General features: G+C 61.2%; 14 protein-coding genes. 9 read left to right on the plus strand and 5 right to left on the minus strand.

Annotation, left to right across the window (positions count from 1 at the left end; translation table 11 throughout):
• Positions 1-3 precede the first annotated feature (3 nt).
• The 3 genes from AB4Z25_RS17660 to AB4Z25_RS17670 form a co-directional block, all read right to left on the minus strand.
• Positions 4-1,539 (minus strand): sugar ABC transporter ATP-binding protein, encoded by a 1,536-nt coding sequence (locus tag AB4Z25_RS17660; protein ID WP_442208726.1) that lies wholly within the window; start codon positions 1,537-1,539, stop codon positions 4-6.
• Between the two features lie 69 nt (positions 1,540-1,608).
• Complete coding sequence (gene rhaS, locus AB4Z25_RS17665; RefSeq protein WP_112388441.1) at positions 1,609-2,604, minus strand: rhamnose ABC transporter substrate-binding protein; 996 nt, start codon at positions 2,602-2,604, stop codon at positions 1,609-1,611.
• A gap of 51 nt (positions 2,605-2,655) precedes the next feature.
• Positions 2,656-3,468 carry a DeoR/GlpR family DNA-binding transcription regulator gene (locus tag AB4Z25_RS17670; RefSeq protein WP_112388440.1) on the minus strand — a complete coding sequence of 271 codons (813 nt, stop codon included), beginning with the start codon at positions 3,466-3,468 and terminating at the stop codon, positions 2,656-2,658.
• A 194-nt stretch (positions 3,469-3,662) separates the two neighbouring features.
• On the opposite strand from AB4Z25_RS17670, the gene AB4Z25_RS17675 reads away from it, so the two are divergent.
• On the plus strand, positions 3,663-5,759 hold the full coding sequence (locus AB4Z25_RS17675; RefSeq protein ID WP_442208727.1) for a bifunctional rhamnulose-1-phosphate aldolase/short-chain dehydrogenase: 2,097 nt from the start codon (positions 3,663-3,665) through the stop codon (positions 5,757-5,759).
• A gap of 228 nt (positions 5,760-5,987) precedes the next feature.
• The gene (rhaI, locus tag AB4Z25_RS17680; protein WP_442208728.1) at positions 5,988-7,280 is read left to right on the plus strand and encodes an L-rhamnose catabolism isomerase; all 1,293 of its coding nucleotides are present in this window, start codon (positions 5,988-5,990) and stop codon (positions 7,278-7,280) included.
• 50 nt (positions 7,281-7,330) lie between these two features.
• On the opposite strand, the gene AB4Z25_RS17685 is transcribed toward rhaI, so the two are convergent.
• On the minus strand, positions 7,331-7,789 hold the full coding sequence (locus AB4Z25_RS17685; RefSeq protein WP_442208788.1) for a carboxymuconolactone decarboxylase family protein: 459 nt from the start codon (positions 7,787-7,789) through the stop codon (positions 7,331-7,333).
• Positions 7,790-7,903: 114 nt separating this feature from the next.
• Here AB4Z25_RS17685 and AB4Z25_RS17690 point away from each other — a divergent pair, with 114 nt between their 5' ends.
• From AB4Z25_RS17690 to AB4Z25_RS17715, 6 genes are all read left to right on the plus strand, one after another.
• On the plus strand, positions 7,904-8,779 hold the full coding sequence (locus tag AB4Z25_RS17690) for a sigma-70 family RNA polymerase sigma factor (protein ID WP_442208729.1): 876 nt from the start codon (positions 7,904-7,906) through the stop codon (positions 8,777-8,779).
• Between the two features lie 162 nt (positions 8,780-8,941).
• Complete coding sequence (locus AB4Z25_RS17695; protein WP_112514798.1) at positions 8,942-10,468, plus strand: ABC transporter substrate-binding protein; 1,527 nt, start codon at positions 8,942-8,944, stop codon at positions 10,466-10,468.
• A 225-nt stretch (positions 10,469-10,693) separates the two neighbouring features.
• Positions 10,694-11,635 (plus strand): ABC transporter permease, encoded by a 942-nt coding sequence (locus AB4Z25_RS17700; protein ID WP_162708462.1) that lies wholly within the window; start codon positions 10,694-10,696, stop codon positions 11,633-11,635.
• A complete protein-coding gene (locus tag AB4Z25_RS17705) occupies positions 11,635-12,504 on the plus strand; it encodes an ABC transporter permease (RefSeq protein WP_112388433.1) in 870 nt (289 codons plus the stop codon). The genes AB4Z25_RS17700 and AB4Z25_RS17705 overlap by 1 nt, the downstream gene beginning before the upstream one ends.
• Complete coding sequence (locus AB4Z25_RS17710; protein ID WP_442208730.1) at positions 12,505-13,713, plus strand: amidohydrolase/deacetylase family metallohydrolase; 1,209 nt, start codon at positions 12,505-12,507, stop codon at positions 13,711-13,713.
• Positions 13,714-13,732: 19 nt separating this feature from the next.
• Positions 13,733-14,245, plus strand: coding sequence for a RidA family protein (locus tag AB4Z25_RS17715; RefSeq protein WP_442208731.1), 513 nt, complete (start codon positions 13,733-13,735; stop codon positions 14,243-14,245).
• Positions 14,246-14,254: 9 nt separating this feature from the next.
• Here AB4Z25_RS17715 and AB4Z25_RS17720 read toward each other — a convergent pair whose 3' ends face one another.
• Positions 14,255-15,097 carry an IclR family transcriptional regulator gene (locus AB4Z25_RS17720; RefSeq protein WP_442208732.1) on the minus strand — a complete coding sequence of 281 codons (843 nt, stop codon included), beginning with the start codon at positions 15,095-15,097 and terminating at the stop codon, positions 14,255-14,257.
• 105 nt (positions 15,098-15,202) lie between these two features.
• On the opposite strand from AB4Z25_RS17720, the gene AB4Z25_RS17725 reads away from it, so the two are divergent.
• Entirely contained in the window at positions 15,203-16,399 is a 1,197-nt protein-coding gene (locus tag AB4Z25_RS17725; RefSeq protein WP_442208733.1) for an aminotransferase class V-fold PLP-dependent enzyme, read from the plus strand.
• Positions 16,400-16,419 lie beyond the last annotated feature (20 nt).

The following is a 16,419-nucleotide window of genomic DNA, read 5'->3' on the forward strand; positions in this document are numbered from 1 at the left end:
CCCTCACGCATTTCCGGTCGCCGCGCGCACCAGCGCTTCAGGCGAAAGCTTGTCGCGGTCGTAGAGGCCGGCCGAAAGGCCTTCCTTCATGACCAGCACACGGTCCGACATGCCGATGATTTCAGGCAGTTCGGACGAGATCATGATGATCGACAGGCCCTCGGCGGCGAGCTCGCTGATGAAGCCATGGACGGCGGCCTTGGAGCCGATGTCGATCCCCTTGGTCGGCTCGTCGAGGATGATGACCTTCGGCATGGTGGCGAGCCACTTGCCGATGACAACCTTCTGCTGGTTGCCGCCCGACAGCGTGCCGACGGGAACGGAAAGCGCTGCGGCGCGCAGATCCAGCCGCTCGGCATATTTGCGGACGAGCGCGAATTCGTTGGCGGCCTTCAGGAAGCCCTTGCGCGAGGTGCGCGTCAGCGATGGCAGCGTCATGTTCTGGTAGATCGGCATCGGCAGCGCCAGGCCATGGCGGCCGCGCTCCTCCGGCACGTAAACGATACCGGCGCGGATCGCGTCGAGCGGCGAGCCGATCGAAATCTCCTGTCCCTCCAGCGTCAGCTTGCCCGACAGAGGCTTGGTGATGCCGAAGAGGGACTGGCAGAGTTCGGAGCGCCCGGCGCCGATCAGGCCGTAGATACCGAGGATTTCGCCCTTGCGGAGCGTGAAGGTGATATCGCGGAATTCCGTGCGATGACAGTATCTCTCGACGCTGAGAACAGGGGCGCCGATCGCCACGTCGATCTTCGGAAAGGCGTTCTCGACATCGCGGCCGACCATCAGCTTGACGATCGCATCCTGCGGCGTTTCCTTGAGACGCCCGGCGCCGACGGCCTTGCCGTCGCGGAAGACCACAAAATTGTCGGCGATCTCATAGACCTCGTCGAACTTGTGGCTGATGAAGAGGATCGCCTTGCCCTTGGCCTTCAGGCCCTGGACGATGCGGAAGAGATCGTCGATTTCCTTGCGGGAAAGCGCGGCGGTCGGCTCGTCCATGATGACGATGCGGGCCTCGATCGACAATGCGCGAGCGATCGCCACGAGATGGCGCTGCGCGATCGAGAGGTCCTTCAGGCGGATCGTCGGGTCGATATTGCTTTCCAGCGAAATCAGCAGCTCGCGCGAGCGCTCGTTCATCGCCTTCCAGTCGATGGTGCGGAAACGGGTTTTCGGCGCATGGCCGAGGAAGATGTTTTCGGCGACCGTCAGCTCGTCGAAAAGAACAGTCTCCTGATGAATGGCGGTGACGCCCGCGTCGATCGCGGCCTGCGCGCTCGTGAAGCTCACGGCCTGCCCATCGACGATGATTTCGCCTTCGTTGGGGCGATAGATGCCAGTCAGGATCTTGACCAGCGTCGACTTGCCGGCGCCGTTTTCGCCGATCAGGGCGGTGACCTTGCCGGGATAGAGCGCGATGCTGACATTATCGAGCGCTTTGACGCCCGGAAAGATCTGCGAGATGCCGCGCATTTCCAGAATGGCGGGCGCGTCAGCGGGCACAGCGACCTGTACGGATTCTTGAAGGGCAGCAGTCATCAGCAAAACCATGAAGAAAGAGAAGCCCGGCGGCACGAAACCGCCGGGTGTTCATGCGTGTTTCGAAGATCAGAAGACCTTAGAGAACTGGTCGATGTTCGAAGCGTTGTAGACGAACGGATCGGACATGGCGGCTTCGCCCTTGTCGTCGATCTTGATCTTGCCCATGCGGCCGGCTTCGATTTCCGTGCCCGGCTTGCCATCGGCATCACCCTTGACGAGGTGATAGGCGATCTGCGTTGCCGAGTAGCCGAGGTCGATCGGGTTCCAGATGGCGAATTCCTTCGTCGCACCCGACTTGATCGCGCCGGCCATTTCAGACGGCAGGCCGAGGCCTGTTACGTAGACCTTGCCGACCAGACCCTTGTCTTCGACAACCTTCGAAGCAGCCAGAACGCCGACCGTCGTCGGAGCGACGATGACCTTGACGTTCGGGTTGGACTTCAGAAGGCCTTCAGCTTCGCGATAGGACTTGTCCGAGAGGTCGTCGCCGTAAACAGTCGTGACGAGGTTCAGGCCGGCGAAGTCCTTGAGCTGCTTCTTCATCTGGTCGATCCAGATGTTCTGGTTCGTCGAGGTCGTCGTTGCCGACAGGATGGCGAAGTCGCCCTTGCCGCCTTCGAGGTGATCCTTGACGAGCGTCAGGCACATCTTGCCGATCAGCTCGTTGGAAGACGGGTTGAGCTGCAGGATGCGGCCTTCAGGCGCAACACCCGAATCCCAGGAGATGACCTTGATGCCGCGCTGAGCAGCCTTCTTGAGTGCCGGAACGACGGCGTCCGGATCGTTCGCCGAAATCGCGATGGCATCGACGCCCTGTGCGATCAGCGAGTTGATGACTTCGATCTGGCCTTCAGCCGTCGTCGAGGTCGGGCCGGTATAGATGACTTCTACGCCACCGAGTTCCTTGGCTGCTTCCTGCGCGCCCTTGTTGGCAGCATCGAAGAAGCCGTTGCCTAGCGACTTCACGACGAGACCGATCTTGATGTCCTTGGCGCTGGCCGAGCCGGCCATCATGGCGACGGCAAATGCCACGCCGATTGCAAGTTTCTTTGCGAGTTTCATGCTTTCATCCTCCCACGTTGATTAAGTCTAACGACATCCGGCCGGCGCCCCTCAGGCGACCGACGAGGAATCCTCCCTTGCGGCCTGCGCCGCGGCGCTCGCAATAACGAGCTTGATACCTGCATCTTCGATCATCCGGACGGATTCCTCCGGAATTCCATCGTCGGTAATGATCGTCGAAACGCGCTCGAGCGGGCACAGAATGAGGCTCGAGCGGCGGCGGAACTTGCTGGAATCGACCATGACGACGAGCTCGTCGGCCTGGTGCATCAGCTTCTGTTCGCTCTGAATGATCTGCGCATCGGCTTCCATGATGCCGTGCGGGCCGACGCCCTGGGCGCCGAAGAAGAACCGGCGCGCATAGAAATGGCGTATCGCGTCATTATCGAACGGCGAGAGAATGAGGCTCTGCTCGCGATAGATGACGCCGCCGGGCACGGTGACGGTGTTCTTCGAATGCTTCACCAGATGTTCGGCAATGGCGAAGGAATTGGTCATCACCTGCATCCGGTGGCCGGACATGAAGTGGACCATCTGGAATGTCGTGGTGCCGCCATTGATGATGATGGCATCGCCGGGATCGCAGAGATCCACGGCAGCGCGGGCGATTGCGCGCTTCTTATCGATATTGACTGATTCTGAAACTCGGAACGGGCGGCCGGCCAGATTGCCGAGCTGCGGCGGGTGAACGGCTTCGGCGCCGCCACGTACGCGGCGGATCTTGCCCTGCACGTGGAGCGCCGCAATGTCACGACGGATCGTGGCCTCGGAAGCCTCGGTCAGTTCAGCGATATCCTGTATCGTGACGACCGACTTTTCCTGTACCGCGCTCATGATGATGCGATGGCGTTCGCGTTCGTGCATTGGTTCCTCCGTGTCACATTTATTTCGTATCGGTTAAAAGCTGTCAATCAAAAACGATCAAGAATTTTCATATTGCGCTGCACAATAATTGTTTTTGATCGTTTTCGATTGACAACGCGCATTTTCATGAGCGATATCGGTCACGACAAGGGCGTGGATTGCTCCGCGCAAAAGAACTCATATGGGAGGATGACATGGCGGCCAACGTCCGGCTTCTTGATAACCGTTGGGATGACAGCTACGCGGCAAAGCTCGATGAGCCCGGCAAGCTGCTCTACCGCTCCAACCTCCTCGGCGCCGACAAGCGCATCACCAATTACGGTGGCGGCAATACCTCTGCGAAGGTGATGGAAACCGACCCGCTGAACGGCGAAAAGGTCAAGGTTCTCTGGGTCAAGGGCTCCGGCGGCGACGTCGGCACCATCAAGCTCGACGGCTTCGCCACGCTTTACCAGGACAAGCTGGATTCGCTGAAGAGCATCTACAAAGGCACCGCGGACGAAGACCGCATGGTCGGCTTCCTGCCCCACTGCACCTTCAACCTGAACTCGCGCGCCGCCTCGATCGATACGCCGCTGCATGGCTTCGTGCCGTTCACGCATGTCGATCACATGCATCCGGACGCGATCATCGCCATTGCCGCTTCCAAGAATTCCAAGGAATTGACGCAGCAGATCTTCGGCGCCGATATCGGCTGGCTGCCCTGGCGCCGCCCGGGCTTCCAGCTCGGCCTCGATCTCGAAGCCTTCGTCAAAGCCAACCCGAATGCCAAGGGCGTCGTGCTCGAAAGCCACGGTCTCTTTACCTGGGCGAACGACGCCAAGGCCTGCTACGAACTGACCCTCGATATCATCAACAAGGCGATCGTCTGGTTTGCCGAAAAGACCGAAAGCAAGACGATCTTCGGCGGCGCTGCGGCGCAGAGCCTGCCGGTCACCGAACGCCGTGCGATTGCAGCGCGTCTGATGCCTGAAATTCGCGGCCGTATCGGCAAGCAGGAGCGTAAGCTCGGCCATTTCGACGATCAGGATGCCGTGCTCGAGTTCGTCAATTCGAAGAGCCTTCGCCCGCTCGGCGCGCTGGGCACCAGCTGCCCGGATCATTTCCTGCGCACCAAGATCCGCCCGCTGATCGTCGATTTCGATCCGGCAAAGCCGGATGTCGATGCGATCATTACTGGTCTGGACGCGGCGCTGGAAGCTTACCGCGCCGATTACGCCCGCTATTACAACGACTGCAAGCATGACAACTCGCCCGCTATGCGCGATGCGAACCCGGTTATCTTCCTGGTGCCCGGCGTCGGCATGCTGTCCTTTGCCCGCGACAAGGCAACCGCCCGTATCGCCAGCGAGTTCTACGTCAACGCCATCAACGTCATGCGTGGCGCCTCGACGGTCTCGGAATATCAGGGGCTTCCGGAACAGGAAGCCTTCGACATCGAATACTGGCTGCTCGAAGAAGCCAAGCTGCAGCGCATGCCGAAGCCGAAGAGCCTGGCCGGCAAGGTCGCCTTCGTCACCGGCGGCGCCGGCGGTATCGGCCGCGCGACGGCGGCACGTCTGGTAGGCGAGGGCGCGTGCGTCGTGCTTGCCGATATCGATCAGGCCGCACTCGAAGCGACGGAAGCCGATTTCAAGGCGAAGTTCGGTGCCGACGCCGTTCGCAGCGTCAAGCTGGATGTGACCAAGGAAGATGCCGTGATCTCGACCTTCGCCGAATCCTGCGTCGAGTTCGGCGGTGTCGATATCCTGGTTTCGAATGCCGGTATCGCCTCGTCTGCACCGATCGAAAGCACCGAGCTTTCGATGTGGAACAAGAATATCGACATTCTGGCGACCGGCTATTTCCTGGTGTCCCGCGAAGCGTTCCGGCTGTTCCGCAAGCAGAACCTCGGCGGTAACGTCGTCTTCGTCGCTTCGAAGAACGGCCTTGCCTCCTCGCCGAACGCGGCCGCCTATTGCACCGCCAAGGCTGCGGAAATCCATCTGGCCCGCTGCCTGGCGCTCGAAGGGGCAGAAGCCGGCATCCGCGTCAACACGGTCAACCCGGATGCGGTTCTACGCGGCTCGAAGATCTGGAACGGCGAATGGCGCGAACAGCGTGCGGCCTCCTCGAAGATCGAGGTGGATGATCTCGAGGAGCATTACCGCAAGCGTTCGATGCTGAAGCTCAATGTCTTCCCTGAAGATATTGCCGAGGCAATCTACTTCCTGGCGTCGGATCTCTCGGCGAAGTCAACCGGCAACATCATCAATGTCGATGCCGGCAACGCCCAGAGCTTCCCGCGGTAGGGGGCGTCGTTTCGTATGACGCGAGGGCCTTGCTCTCCTCCCTCATTCCTGTGCTTGTCACAGGAATCCAGTGCGCCCAAGTCCTTGGGCGCGGGAGACTAGAGGCTCCAGCGATTGGTCAGTTATTCACGGCGCAGACGCGCCGTGGCTGGATTCCTGTGACAAGCACAGGAATGAGGGATAGAGCCGCGGACCTCTCCAGGCCGCGATGCAGATCGGGAGGAAATCATGGCCGAGTTCAAGATCGCGCAGGATGTGATCGCGCAGGAAAACGACAAGCGTGCAGCGGCGCTCAAGGAAGACTATGACGCGCTGGGCGCGACACTTTCCCGCCGCGGCATCGACATCGAAACCGTTACGCGCCGTGTTTCGGAATTCTTCGTCGCCGTTCCCTCTTGGGGCGTCGGCACCGGCGGCACGCGCTTTGCCCGCTTCCCGGGCACCGGCGAGCCGCGCGGCATCTTCGACAAACTCGAAGATTGCTCTGTGATCAACGAGCTGACGCGGACGACGCCCAATGTTTCCCTGCACATTCCGTGGGACAAGATGGATGCCAAGGAGCTGAAGGCGAAGGGTGAGTCACTCGGCCTCGGCTTCGATGCGATGAATTCCAACACCTTTTCCGATGCGCCCGGCCAGAAGCATTCCTATAAATATGGCTCGCTGAGCCACACGGATGCGGCAACGCGGGCGCAGGCCGTCGAGCACAATCTCGAATGCATCGAAATCGGCAAGGCGATCGGCTCGAAGGCGCTGACCGTCTGGATCGGCGACGGCTCGAACTTCCCCGGCCAGAGCAATTTCACCCGGGCCTTTGAGCGCTATCTCGCCTCCATGGCTGACATCTACAAAGCTCTGCCTGATGACTGGAAGCTGTTCTCCGAGCACAAGATGTACGAGCCGGCCTTCTATTCGACCATCGTGCAGGACTGGGGCACAAACTACCTGATCGCCCAGACGCTCGGCCCCAAGGCACAGTGCCTCGTCGACCTCGGCCACCACGCGCCGAACACCAATATCGAAATGATCGTCGCCCGTCTGGTGCAGTTCGGAAAGCTCGGCGGCTTCCATTTCAACGACTCGAAATATGGCGACGACGACCTCGACGCCGGTTCGATCGAGCCCTACCGCCTGTTCCTCGTGTTCAACGAACTCGTCGATGCCGAGCAGCGCGGCGTCAACGACTTCAACCCGGCACACATGATCGATCAGTCGCATAACGTGACGGATCCGATCGAAAGCCTGATCAACAGCGCCAACGAAATCCGCCGCGCCTACGCGCAGGCGCTGCTCGTCGATCGCAAGGCGCTGGCCGGTTATCAGGATGGAAACGATGCGCTGATGGCGACGGAAACGTTGAAGCGCGCCTACCGCGCCGATGTCGAACCGATCCTCGCCGAGGCCCGCCGCCGCGCCGGCGGCGCCATCGATCCGGTCGCGACCTATCGCGCCAGCGGCTACCGCAACAAGGTCTCGGCCGAGCGTCCGGCTTCGGCTGCCGGTGGCGGCGGGATAATTTAAGCTTTGCAAGGCTTCGGGCCGCCGTTGTCCTCAACAGCGGCCCTTTGCGTTCAGGGCTTCCATTCACCGGCGATCTGCCGGGTGGCGACGTTCAGCCGGTTCCAGACATTGATATTGGCAATGGCGATGACGAGGGCCGCAACGCTCTTGCCATCGAAGTGACGCGTGGCCTCGTCCCAGATTTCGTCCGGCACCGGGTCTGCCCGGTCGCTGAGCCGTGTAACGGCTTCGGTGAGTGCCAGAGCTGCGCGTTCCTGATCGGAGAAATACGGCGCTTCGCGCCAGGCCGCGACGGCGAAGAGCCTCTCGTCTGTTTCTCCGAGCTTCCGGGCGATGCGCGGATGGCCGTCTACGCAGACGCCGCAACCATTGATCTGGCTAGCGCGCAGATTGACCAGTTCCAGCAGCTTCGGCGGCAGCCCGACTTTTTGCGGGACGCTGCTCAGCGCCATCAGCGCCTGCATGGCTTCAGGAAGAACAACGGCCGGATTTCCCATTCTCGATTGCAGGTTATGTCTCCTTGTCGGTTTCGTGGTTCGAGCGATGACGCTGCCATCCGTTGTCACATCGGCCGGCAGCCGTTCGTCATGGTGTTGACGGAACACGCGAGGAGGATGTGACCGATGGACGAGAAGAAATTTCTGGCAGATCAGTTCGAGACCAACCGGACGCATCTGAAGGCGGTGGCCTACCGTATGCTCGGCTCGCGCACCGAGGCGGATGACGCCGTCCAGGAGGCGTGGCTGAGGCTTTCCCGCTCGGATGCCGGGGAGGTGGCGAATATCGGCGGGTGGCTTCGCACCGTGGTTGCCCGCATCTGCTTGGACATGCTGCGCTCGAAGAAGACGCGGCGTGAAGAGTCGCTCGATCTTCCGGTCCACGAAACGATAGCAGACACCAAGGTATCCGCGAATCCGGAGCGCGAGGCGCTGGTTGCCGATTCGGTCGGCGTTGCCATGCTGGTTGTCCTCGATCAGCTCGGCCCGGCAGAACGCGTTGCTTTCGTGCTGCACGATATGTTCGACATTCCCTTCGACGATATCGCGCCAATCATCGGCCGGACATCCGAGGCGGCGCGGCAGCTTGCGAGCCGGGCGCGGCGGCGGGTTCAGGGGAAGCCGGAGATACCCGCTGCGGATATCGAGCGGCGAAAGACGCTGGTGACGGCATTCCTGGCGGCATCACGCAACGGTGACTTCCAGGCTCTGCTGTCGCTTCTACACCCGGACGTCGCCTTCATGCCGGATGCTGCGGCCTTGCGGCTCGGCGATACCGGTGAGCTGCATGGCGCGCATGCCGTGGCAACCACCTTCAACGGGCGCGCGCGCGGCGCCCAGGGTGCCTTCATCGACGATGGGTTTGGCTTCATCGTTCATATCCAGGGCGAGCTGCGCATTGCGGCACTCATCGCCTTCGATGGAGACCGGATCTCGCGCATCGAGGCCATTGCCGATGCAGGTCATCTTCAGCGCCTCGAATACACGCCGTTCCATCATTAGGCATATGGTCTTCCGCAGGCGATGGCGTGCGCAGTCTCTGCGCACGCCTTTTCATTTCTGCTCATAGAGCCACTTTACCGGTTGACAGGACCACTTCCGCCGATATTCTATTATTAAGCCTGCCATAACATAATAGTGGAACGATTCACCGGGAGCATGCAAATGAAGACTCTAGTCGCATTCCTTCTTGGCACCGCGCTGGTCGCACTGCCGACGACATTGATGGCTCAGGAAAAGGGTGGCGTCATCAACGTCGCCACGATCGGCGAACCGCCGACGCTTGATCCGATGTCCTCCACCGCCGATCTCGTCGGCATCGTCACGCAGCACATTTTCGAAACGCTCTACACCTTCGACAAAAAGTGGAACGTCACGCCGCTTCTGGCGGAAAGCCTGCCGGAGATCAGCGCCGACGGTAAAACCTATACGATCAAGCTGCGCACCGGCATCAAGTTCCACGACAATACCGACATGACGTCTGACGACGTCGTCGCCTCGCTCAATCGCTGGACGAAGATCGCTTCGCGCGGCAAGCAGGTCGTCGGCTTCATCGATTCGATTACCGCCGTCGATCCGGCGACCGTGAAGATCGTTCTGAAGCAGCCCTATGCGCCGCTGACCTCCCTGCTCGCCTTCAACAACTCGGCCGCGATCATCATCCCGTCCGAAAAGCAGGACGAGCCGATGAAGGAATTCATCGGCACCGGCCCTTACATGCTCAAGGAGCGCAAGGCCGACCAGTATATCCAGCTCGTCCGCTTCGACGGCTACAAGTCGCGCGATGGCGAGAGCGACGGTTATGGTGGTGCGCGCCACCAATATCTCGACGAAATCCGCTTCGTGCCGGTTCCCGATGCCAATACCCGCGTCGAGGCTGCCGTCTCCGGCCAGTATGATTATGTCGATTCCATCCCGGTCGAATCATTCGACAAGCTGAAGGCGTCGAGCGCCTCGCAGCCGGTCATCCTGAAGCCGTTCGGCTATCCGGTCTTCGTCTTCAATACCAAAGAGGGCGTTGCCAAGAATGTCGAGGTCCGCAAGGCGATCCGTCAGGCACTCAGCATGGAAGACATGCTGGCGGCTGCCTTCGGCAGCACGGATTTCTACACGCTCGACGGCGATATCTACCCGAAGCCGTTTGCCTGGAACACCGATGCCGGCGTTGAGGGTAATTACAACGTCGCGGATCCCGAAGGGGCCGCAACGGCTGCGAAAAAGGCCGGTTACAATGGTGAGCCGATCCGCATTCTCACCAGCCGCCAGTACGAATTCCACTACAAGATGGCACAGGTCGCAGCCGAGTATCTGAAGCTTGCCGGCTTCACCGTCGACCTGCAGGTCGTCGATTGGGCAACGCTGACGCAGCGCCGCACGGACTCCAAGCTCTGGGACATCTACATCACCCATAGCCCGTTCCTGCCGGAACCGGCGCTGATCGGTTCGCTGTCGCCGAGCTCGCCCGGCTGGTGGGATACGCCGGCGCGCAAGGCAACCGTCGATGCCTTCACCTCGGAAGTCGATCCGCAGAAGCGCATCGCGCTCTGGGCCGATGTCCAGAAGGCGATGTATGACGAGCTTCCCTACATGAAGATCGGCGACTTCAACGCCGTCTCGGCGAAGTCGACCAAACTCGAAGGCGTCGATCCGGCTCCGTGGCCCTACTTCTGGAACGCGTCCGTCAAGAAGTAATCGCGGACCTCTGATGATGGCGGCTGCTGCTCCCCACCCCCTCATCCCTGTGCTCGTCACAGGGATCCAGCCACGGCGCGTCTGCGCCGTGAATGACCAGAATTGCGTCACAGAGTCTTCTGCGCCCAAGGACTTGGGCGCGCTGGATTCCTGTGACGAGCACAGGAATGAGGGAGAGATTGTTGCCGCCGTCTACTTCCAACCGTGTGCGGGGTGCATGCCTCAATGATACGCTACATTCTCCAGCGCCTTGCGGGCATGATCGTCGTGATGTTTCTCGTCGTCACGATCGTCTTCGTCATCGTGCGCGTCACGCCGGGTGATCCGGCGGCCGTGATGCTCGGCCCCGATGCGACGCCGCAGGACATTGCTGATCTGCGCGCCAGCCTCGGCCTCGACCGGTCTCTCGTGGTGCAATACATCTATTACATTGGCCAGCTTCTGAAGGGCGATCTCGGCCAGTCGATCTTCCTCAACATGCCGGTCACATCGGCACTGCTCGACCGTGCCGAACCGACCTTCTTCCTGACGATCTTTTCGCTGGCAATCGCCAGCCTGATCGCGCTGCCGATCGGCATCTATGCTGCCTACCGGCGCGGTTCTTTCGTCGACCAGGCGGCAACGACGCTGGCGATGTTAGCCGCCAGCATTCCGAGCTTCTGGCTGGGCCTGATCCTGATGCAGGTCTTCGCTGTCCGCTTCGGCATGTTCCCGGTGTCGGGCTATGGCGGCCCGGGCTCGACGTTTCTCGACCGCATGTATCACCTGACTTTGCCCGCCTTCGCGCTCGGCATCGTCTCATCGGCGCTGATCCTTCGCTTCACCCGTGCCTCGATGCTCGACGTGCTTGGTGACGACTATATCCGCACGGCCCGCGCCAAGGGGCTGGTCGAGCGCAAGGTGATCCTCAAGCATGCGTTGAAGAATGCGCTGATCCCGATCCTGACCGTTCTCGGCCTGACCGCGGCGGTGCTGATCTCCGGCGCTGTCGTCACCGAAACCGTGTTCGGCCTTCCCGGTGTCGGCAATCTGGTGGTCTCGGCCGTTCTCCGCCGTGACTATCCGGTCATTCAGGGTGCGCTGCTGGTGATCGCTGCACTCTATGTCCTGATCAATTTTGCGATCGACATGCTCTATCTGCTCGTCGATCCGAGGGTGCGCTACTGATGACAGATATCGCAATCAAGCCCGCGGAAAGCGAAAACCGCAAGTTCATCCGCCGCCTGCTGAGACGCAAGACAGTTGCCTTCGGCCTCGTCATCCTCGTCATCTTCGTGCTGCTTGCAGTCCTGGCCCCCTGGGTCGCGCCTTACTCGCCGTCGAAGCTGTCGATCGTCAACCGGCTGAAGCCGCCGAGCGGAACCTACTTCTTCGGCACCGACGAGTTCGGCCGGGATGTTCTGTCGCGCACGATCTATGCCGGGCGGCTGTCGCTACTGGTCGGTGTGGCGGTCGTGGCGCTGTCATCGGTGATCGGCGTGACGCTCGGCCTGCTTGCCGGCTTCTTCAAGAAGCTCGATACGCCGATTGCCCGCCTGATCGACGCGATGATGGCCTTTCCGGATATCCTGCTGGCGATCGCGCTCGTCGCCGCGCTCGGTCCGTCGCTGACGACAGTGATTATCGCGTTGTCGATCGTCTATGCACCGCGTCTTGCCCGTATCGTTCGCGCCTCGACGCTTGTTATCCGCGAGCTTCCCTATGTCGAGGCAGCGCAGGCGCTCGGCATTTCGACCTTCCACATCATGACACGCCATGTGCTCCGGAATCTGCTGTCGCCGATCATGGTACAGGCTACCTTCCTGTTTGCCAGCGCCATGCTGGCCGAAGCCGGTCTCTCGTTCCTCGGCCTCGGCGTCAGCCCTGAGATCCCGACCTGGGGCACGATGATCGCCGCTGGCCGCCAGTATATCGGCCAGGCCGACTGGATGACGCTGTTTCCGGGTGTCGCCATCATTCTCTCCGTGCTCTCGCTCCAGATGGTCGGTGACGGCCTGCGCGACATGCTTGATCCAAAACTTCGAAAGGACCTGTAAATGACCGGTGAAAAAGCGGGCAAGCCGCTCCTCCTCACCAATGTGAAGCCGATGGCTTTCGGTGCCGGAACGCCTGCAGGCGCTGTCGATATCCTCGTCGATAGCGACGGCAAGATTGCCAAGATCGGCCCTCAGCTCGCCGTCTCCGAGGACGTGACGCGCGTCGATGGCAAGGACGCGTGGATATCGCCCGGCTGGGTGGATCTCCACGTCCATATCTGGCACGGCGGCACCGATATCTCGATCCGCCCGTCGGAATGCGGCGCCGAGCGTGGCGTGACGACCCTTGTCGATGCAGGATCGGCCGGTGAAGCCAACTTCCACGGCTTCCGCGAATATATCATCGAGCCCTCCAAAGAGCGCATTAAGGCCTTCCTGAATCTCGGTTCGATCGGCCTCGTCGCCTGCAACCGCGTTGCGGAGCTGCGTGATATCAGGGATATCGATCTCGACCGCATTCTCGAATGCTATGCTGAAAACAGCGAACACATCGTCGGCCTGAAGGTGCGTGCCAGCCACGTCATCACCGGCTCCTGGGGTGTGACCCCGGTCAAGCTCGGCAAGAAGATCTCCAAGATCCTGAAGATCCCGATGATGGTGCATGTCGGCGAGCCGCCGGCACTCTATGACGAAGTGCTCGAAATCCTCGGTCCCGGCGATGTCGTCACCCATTGCTTCAACGGCAAGGCGGGTTCGAGCATCATGGAAGACGAGGATCTCTTCAATCTCGCCGAGCGCTGCGCGGGCGAGGGCATCCGCCTCGACATCGGCCATGGCGGCGCCTCCTTCTCCTTCAAGGTGGCGGAAGCGGCGATCAATCGCGGGCTGCTGCCGTTTTCGATCTCGACCGACCTGCACGGCCATTCGATGAACTTCCCGGTCTGGGATCTGGCGACGACGATGTCGAAGCTGCTGTCGGTCGGCATGCCGTTCGACAAGGTCGTGGAAGCCGTCACCCATGCCCCGGCCTCGGTCATCAAGCTGTCGATGGAAGATCGCCTGGCTGTCGGCCAGCGCGCCGACTTCACCATCTTCGACCTGATCGATTCCGATATCGAAGCGACCGATTCCAACGGCGACGTATCGGTACTCAACAAGCTTTTCGAGCCTCGCTATGCCGTCATCGGCAGCGAGGCGATCACGGCGAGCCGCTATATCCCGCGTGCCCGCAAGCTCGTGCGTCACAGCCACGGCTATTCCTACCGGTAAGAAAGAAGATAGAAATCGCATGACAGGAGCTTACGTGAACACGTCTCCAACCACCGCCAAACTATCCGGTTCGCCTCAGGAGAGGCTGGCGGCGCTTGGCATCACCCTGCCGCCGGCGCCGCCGCCGATCGCCAATTTCGTGACGCATGTCATCGAAGGCAACATTCTCTACCTGTCCGGCCAGGGACCGCGGGAGGCCGACGGCTTCCTGCATTCCGGCAAGGTCGGCGGCTCCGTCAGCGTCGAGGACGCCTACAAGCATGCGCGGCTGACCGGCATCAACCTGCTGTCCGTCATGCAGGATGCACTCGGCGATCTGTCGCGCGTCAAGCGCGTCGTCAAGCTGCTCGGCATGGTCAATGCGGTGCCTGATTTCCTCGATCATCCGAGTGTCATCAACGGCTGCTCCGATCTCTTGATCGATGTTTTCGGCGAAGAGCGCGGACAGCACGCCCGCTCGGCGGTGGGTTTCGGCTCGCTGCCGGGAAACATCACCGTCGAGATCGAAGCGATCGTCGCCTTGCGCGACTAGAGGAGAATGTCAGTGGTTGCGCCAGCCCATGATCTTTTCGATACGTTCCGCCGACGCGCGCACATGCGCCGTGTAGCGGTTCTCGTCCGAAAAGGCCTTCTGTTCGGGAAGGACGATGGAGATGGTGGCAACGCACTGGCCGTCGCGATCACAGATCGGCGAAGCGATGCAGGCGACCGCATAGTCGGATTCGCCAGCCTGGATCGAAAGGCGCGACTGGAAAGCCGCGCCTGCCGAACTCGACAGCACTTCGGCGTCCATTTCCGCCCGGCCGGTCGGCGAGGTCTTGGCGCAGCGCTTGAACAGATCGACGCGTTCCGGCTCCGGCAGGTGCCCGACGAGCAGGCGGCCGGAGGCCGTCCAGTTCAATGGCACGCGGGTGCCGACGCGGGACGCGACCTGGAAATGGCTCGGACCATCGGCCATGGCGAGCACCAGCATATAGTCGCCGTCGCGGCCGCAGACCTGAACGGTCTCGTCCGCCTCGCGGCAAAGGTCGTGCATTTCATGGGTGGCGACACTCATGAAATCCAGCGAGCGGGCATAGGCGAGACCGTAGTGGTAAAGCCGCGAGCCGAGCCAGACCGAGCCGTCCGTATTGCGCGACAGCATGTTCTTCTCGACCAGATCGTCGACGATCACATAGACGGTCGAAAGCGGCGCCTTGACGGCCTTCGCGATCGCGTAGACACCGGCTGGAGAGCCTGTTTCGTAAAGATAATCAATGACCTGCAGAGCACGGTCGATACCGCTTACGCGCGAACGGCGCGCAGTCTTGCCGCCGTCCGCCTCGTCCACAGAGACGCCGTCTTCGGAGTAAACTGCCGATGATGTCTTGCCGTCCAATTGCACGCTCCTCGTCTGAATATGCGAGTTTATTACATTACTATGGCATAGCCGTCACTGAGGCAAATCGCAACACCCCTCACGCAGCGGCCACCGAAATTGGAGATACAAATGTCTGATGACATCCGCACGTCGATCGGCCTTCGCCCGGTCATCAATGTTTCCGGCACCATGACTAGCCTCGGCGCGTCGATCGTCGTTCCCGAGGCGATCGCCGCCATGTCGGCGATCCTGCCGCAGTTCGTCGAGGTCAACGACCTGCAGCGCAAGGCAAGCGCCGTCATCGCCCGGCTGACGGGCGGCGAGGCGGGCTTCGTCACCGCATCCTGCTCGGCAGGTATCTCGCTGGCTGTCGCAGGCACCATCACCGGCAACAATCTGCTGGCGATCGAGAAGCTGCCTGAGGTGACGACGGAAAAGAACGAAGTGCTCGTGCAGATGGGCCACGTCGTCAGCTACGGCGCGCCGGTCGATCAGGCGATCCGTCTTGCCGGCGGCAAGGTCGTGTTCGTGGGACAGGCGACCTCGACGCATCGCTTCCATATGGAAAATGCGATCACCGAAAAGACAGCCGCCGCCGTCTATGTCGTCTCGCACCACGTCGTCGATTACGGTCTGCTGAACCTCAAGGAATTCGTCGAGATCGCTCACGCCAAGGGCGTGCCCGTCATCGTCGACGCGGCCTCGGAATATGACCTGAAGATCTTCCTCGAGCAGGGGGCAGATATTGCGCTCTATTCCGGCCACAAGTTCCTGGGCGGCCCGACCTCGGGCATCGTCGCCGGAAAGAAGGAGCTGGTCCGCAACGCCTTCCTGCAGAACATGGGCATCGGCCGCGGCATGAAGGTCGGCAAGGAAAGCATCTTCGGCGTCATGGCGGCCTTGGAAGCCTGGGAAAAGCGCGATCACGCCGGCATTCGCGAACGGGAAACCAGGTATCTCAATCTCTGGAAGGAGAAGCTGGAGGGACGTCCGGGCGTGACCGCGCTGATCGAGCCTGATCCGACCAACAATCCGCTCGACCGCATGCGCGTGATCGTCAAGGCCGACGAGGCGCACATCACCGCCTGGGATCTGGCTGACGCGCTCGCCCGCGGCACGCCGCCGATCATCGTGCGCGATCACGAAGTCGAGCATCACTATTTCTATCTCGATCCGTGCAACCTGCATCCGGGCCAGGAAAAGATCGTCGCCAGCCGTCTGGGCGAGGAACTCGACAAGGCGCGTGGCTCCAACGAGATCATCGCGACGCCGATCGAAAACCGCAGCAAGCACCGCTTCGACGGCGCGCTTCGCTGGCCGGACTAAGGGCCGATTGCCCAGAGAAT

It is taken from the genome of Rhizobium sp. RAF36 (assembly GCF_052114105.1).
Classification (GTDB): domain Bacteria; phylum Pseudomonadota; class Alphaproteobacteria; order Rhizobiales; family Rhizobiaceae; genus Rhizobium.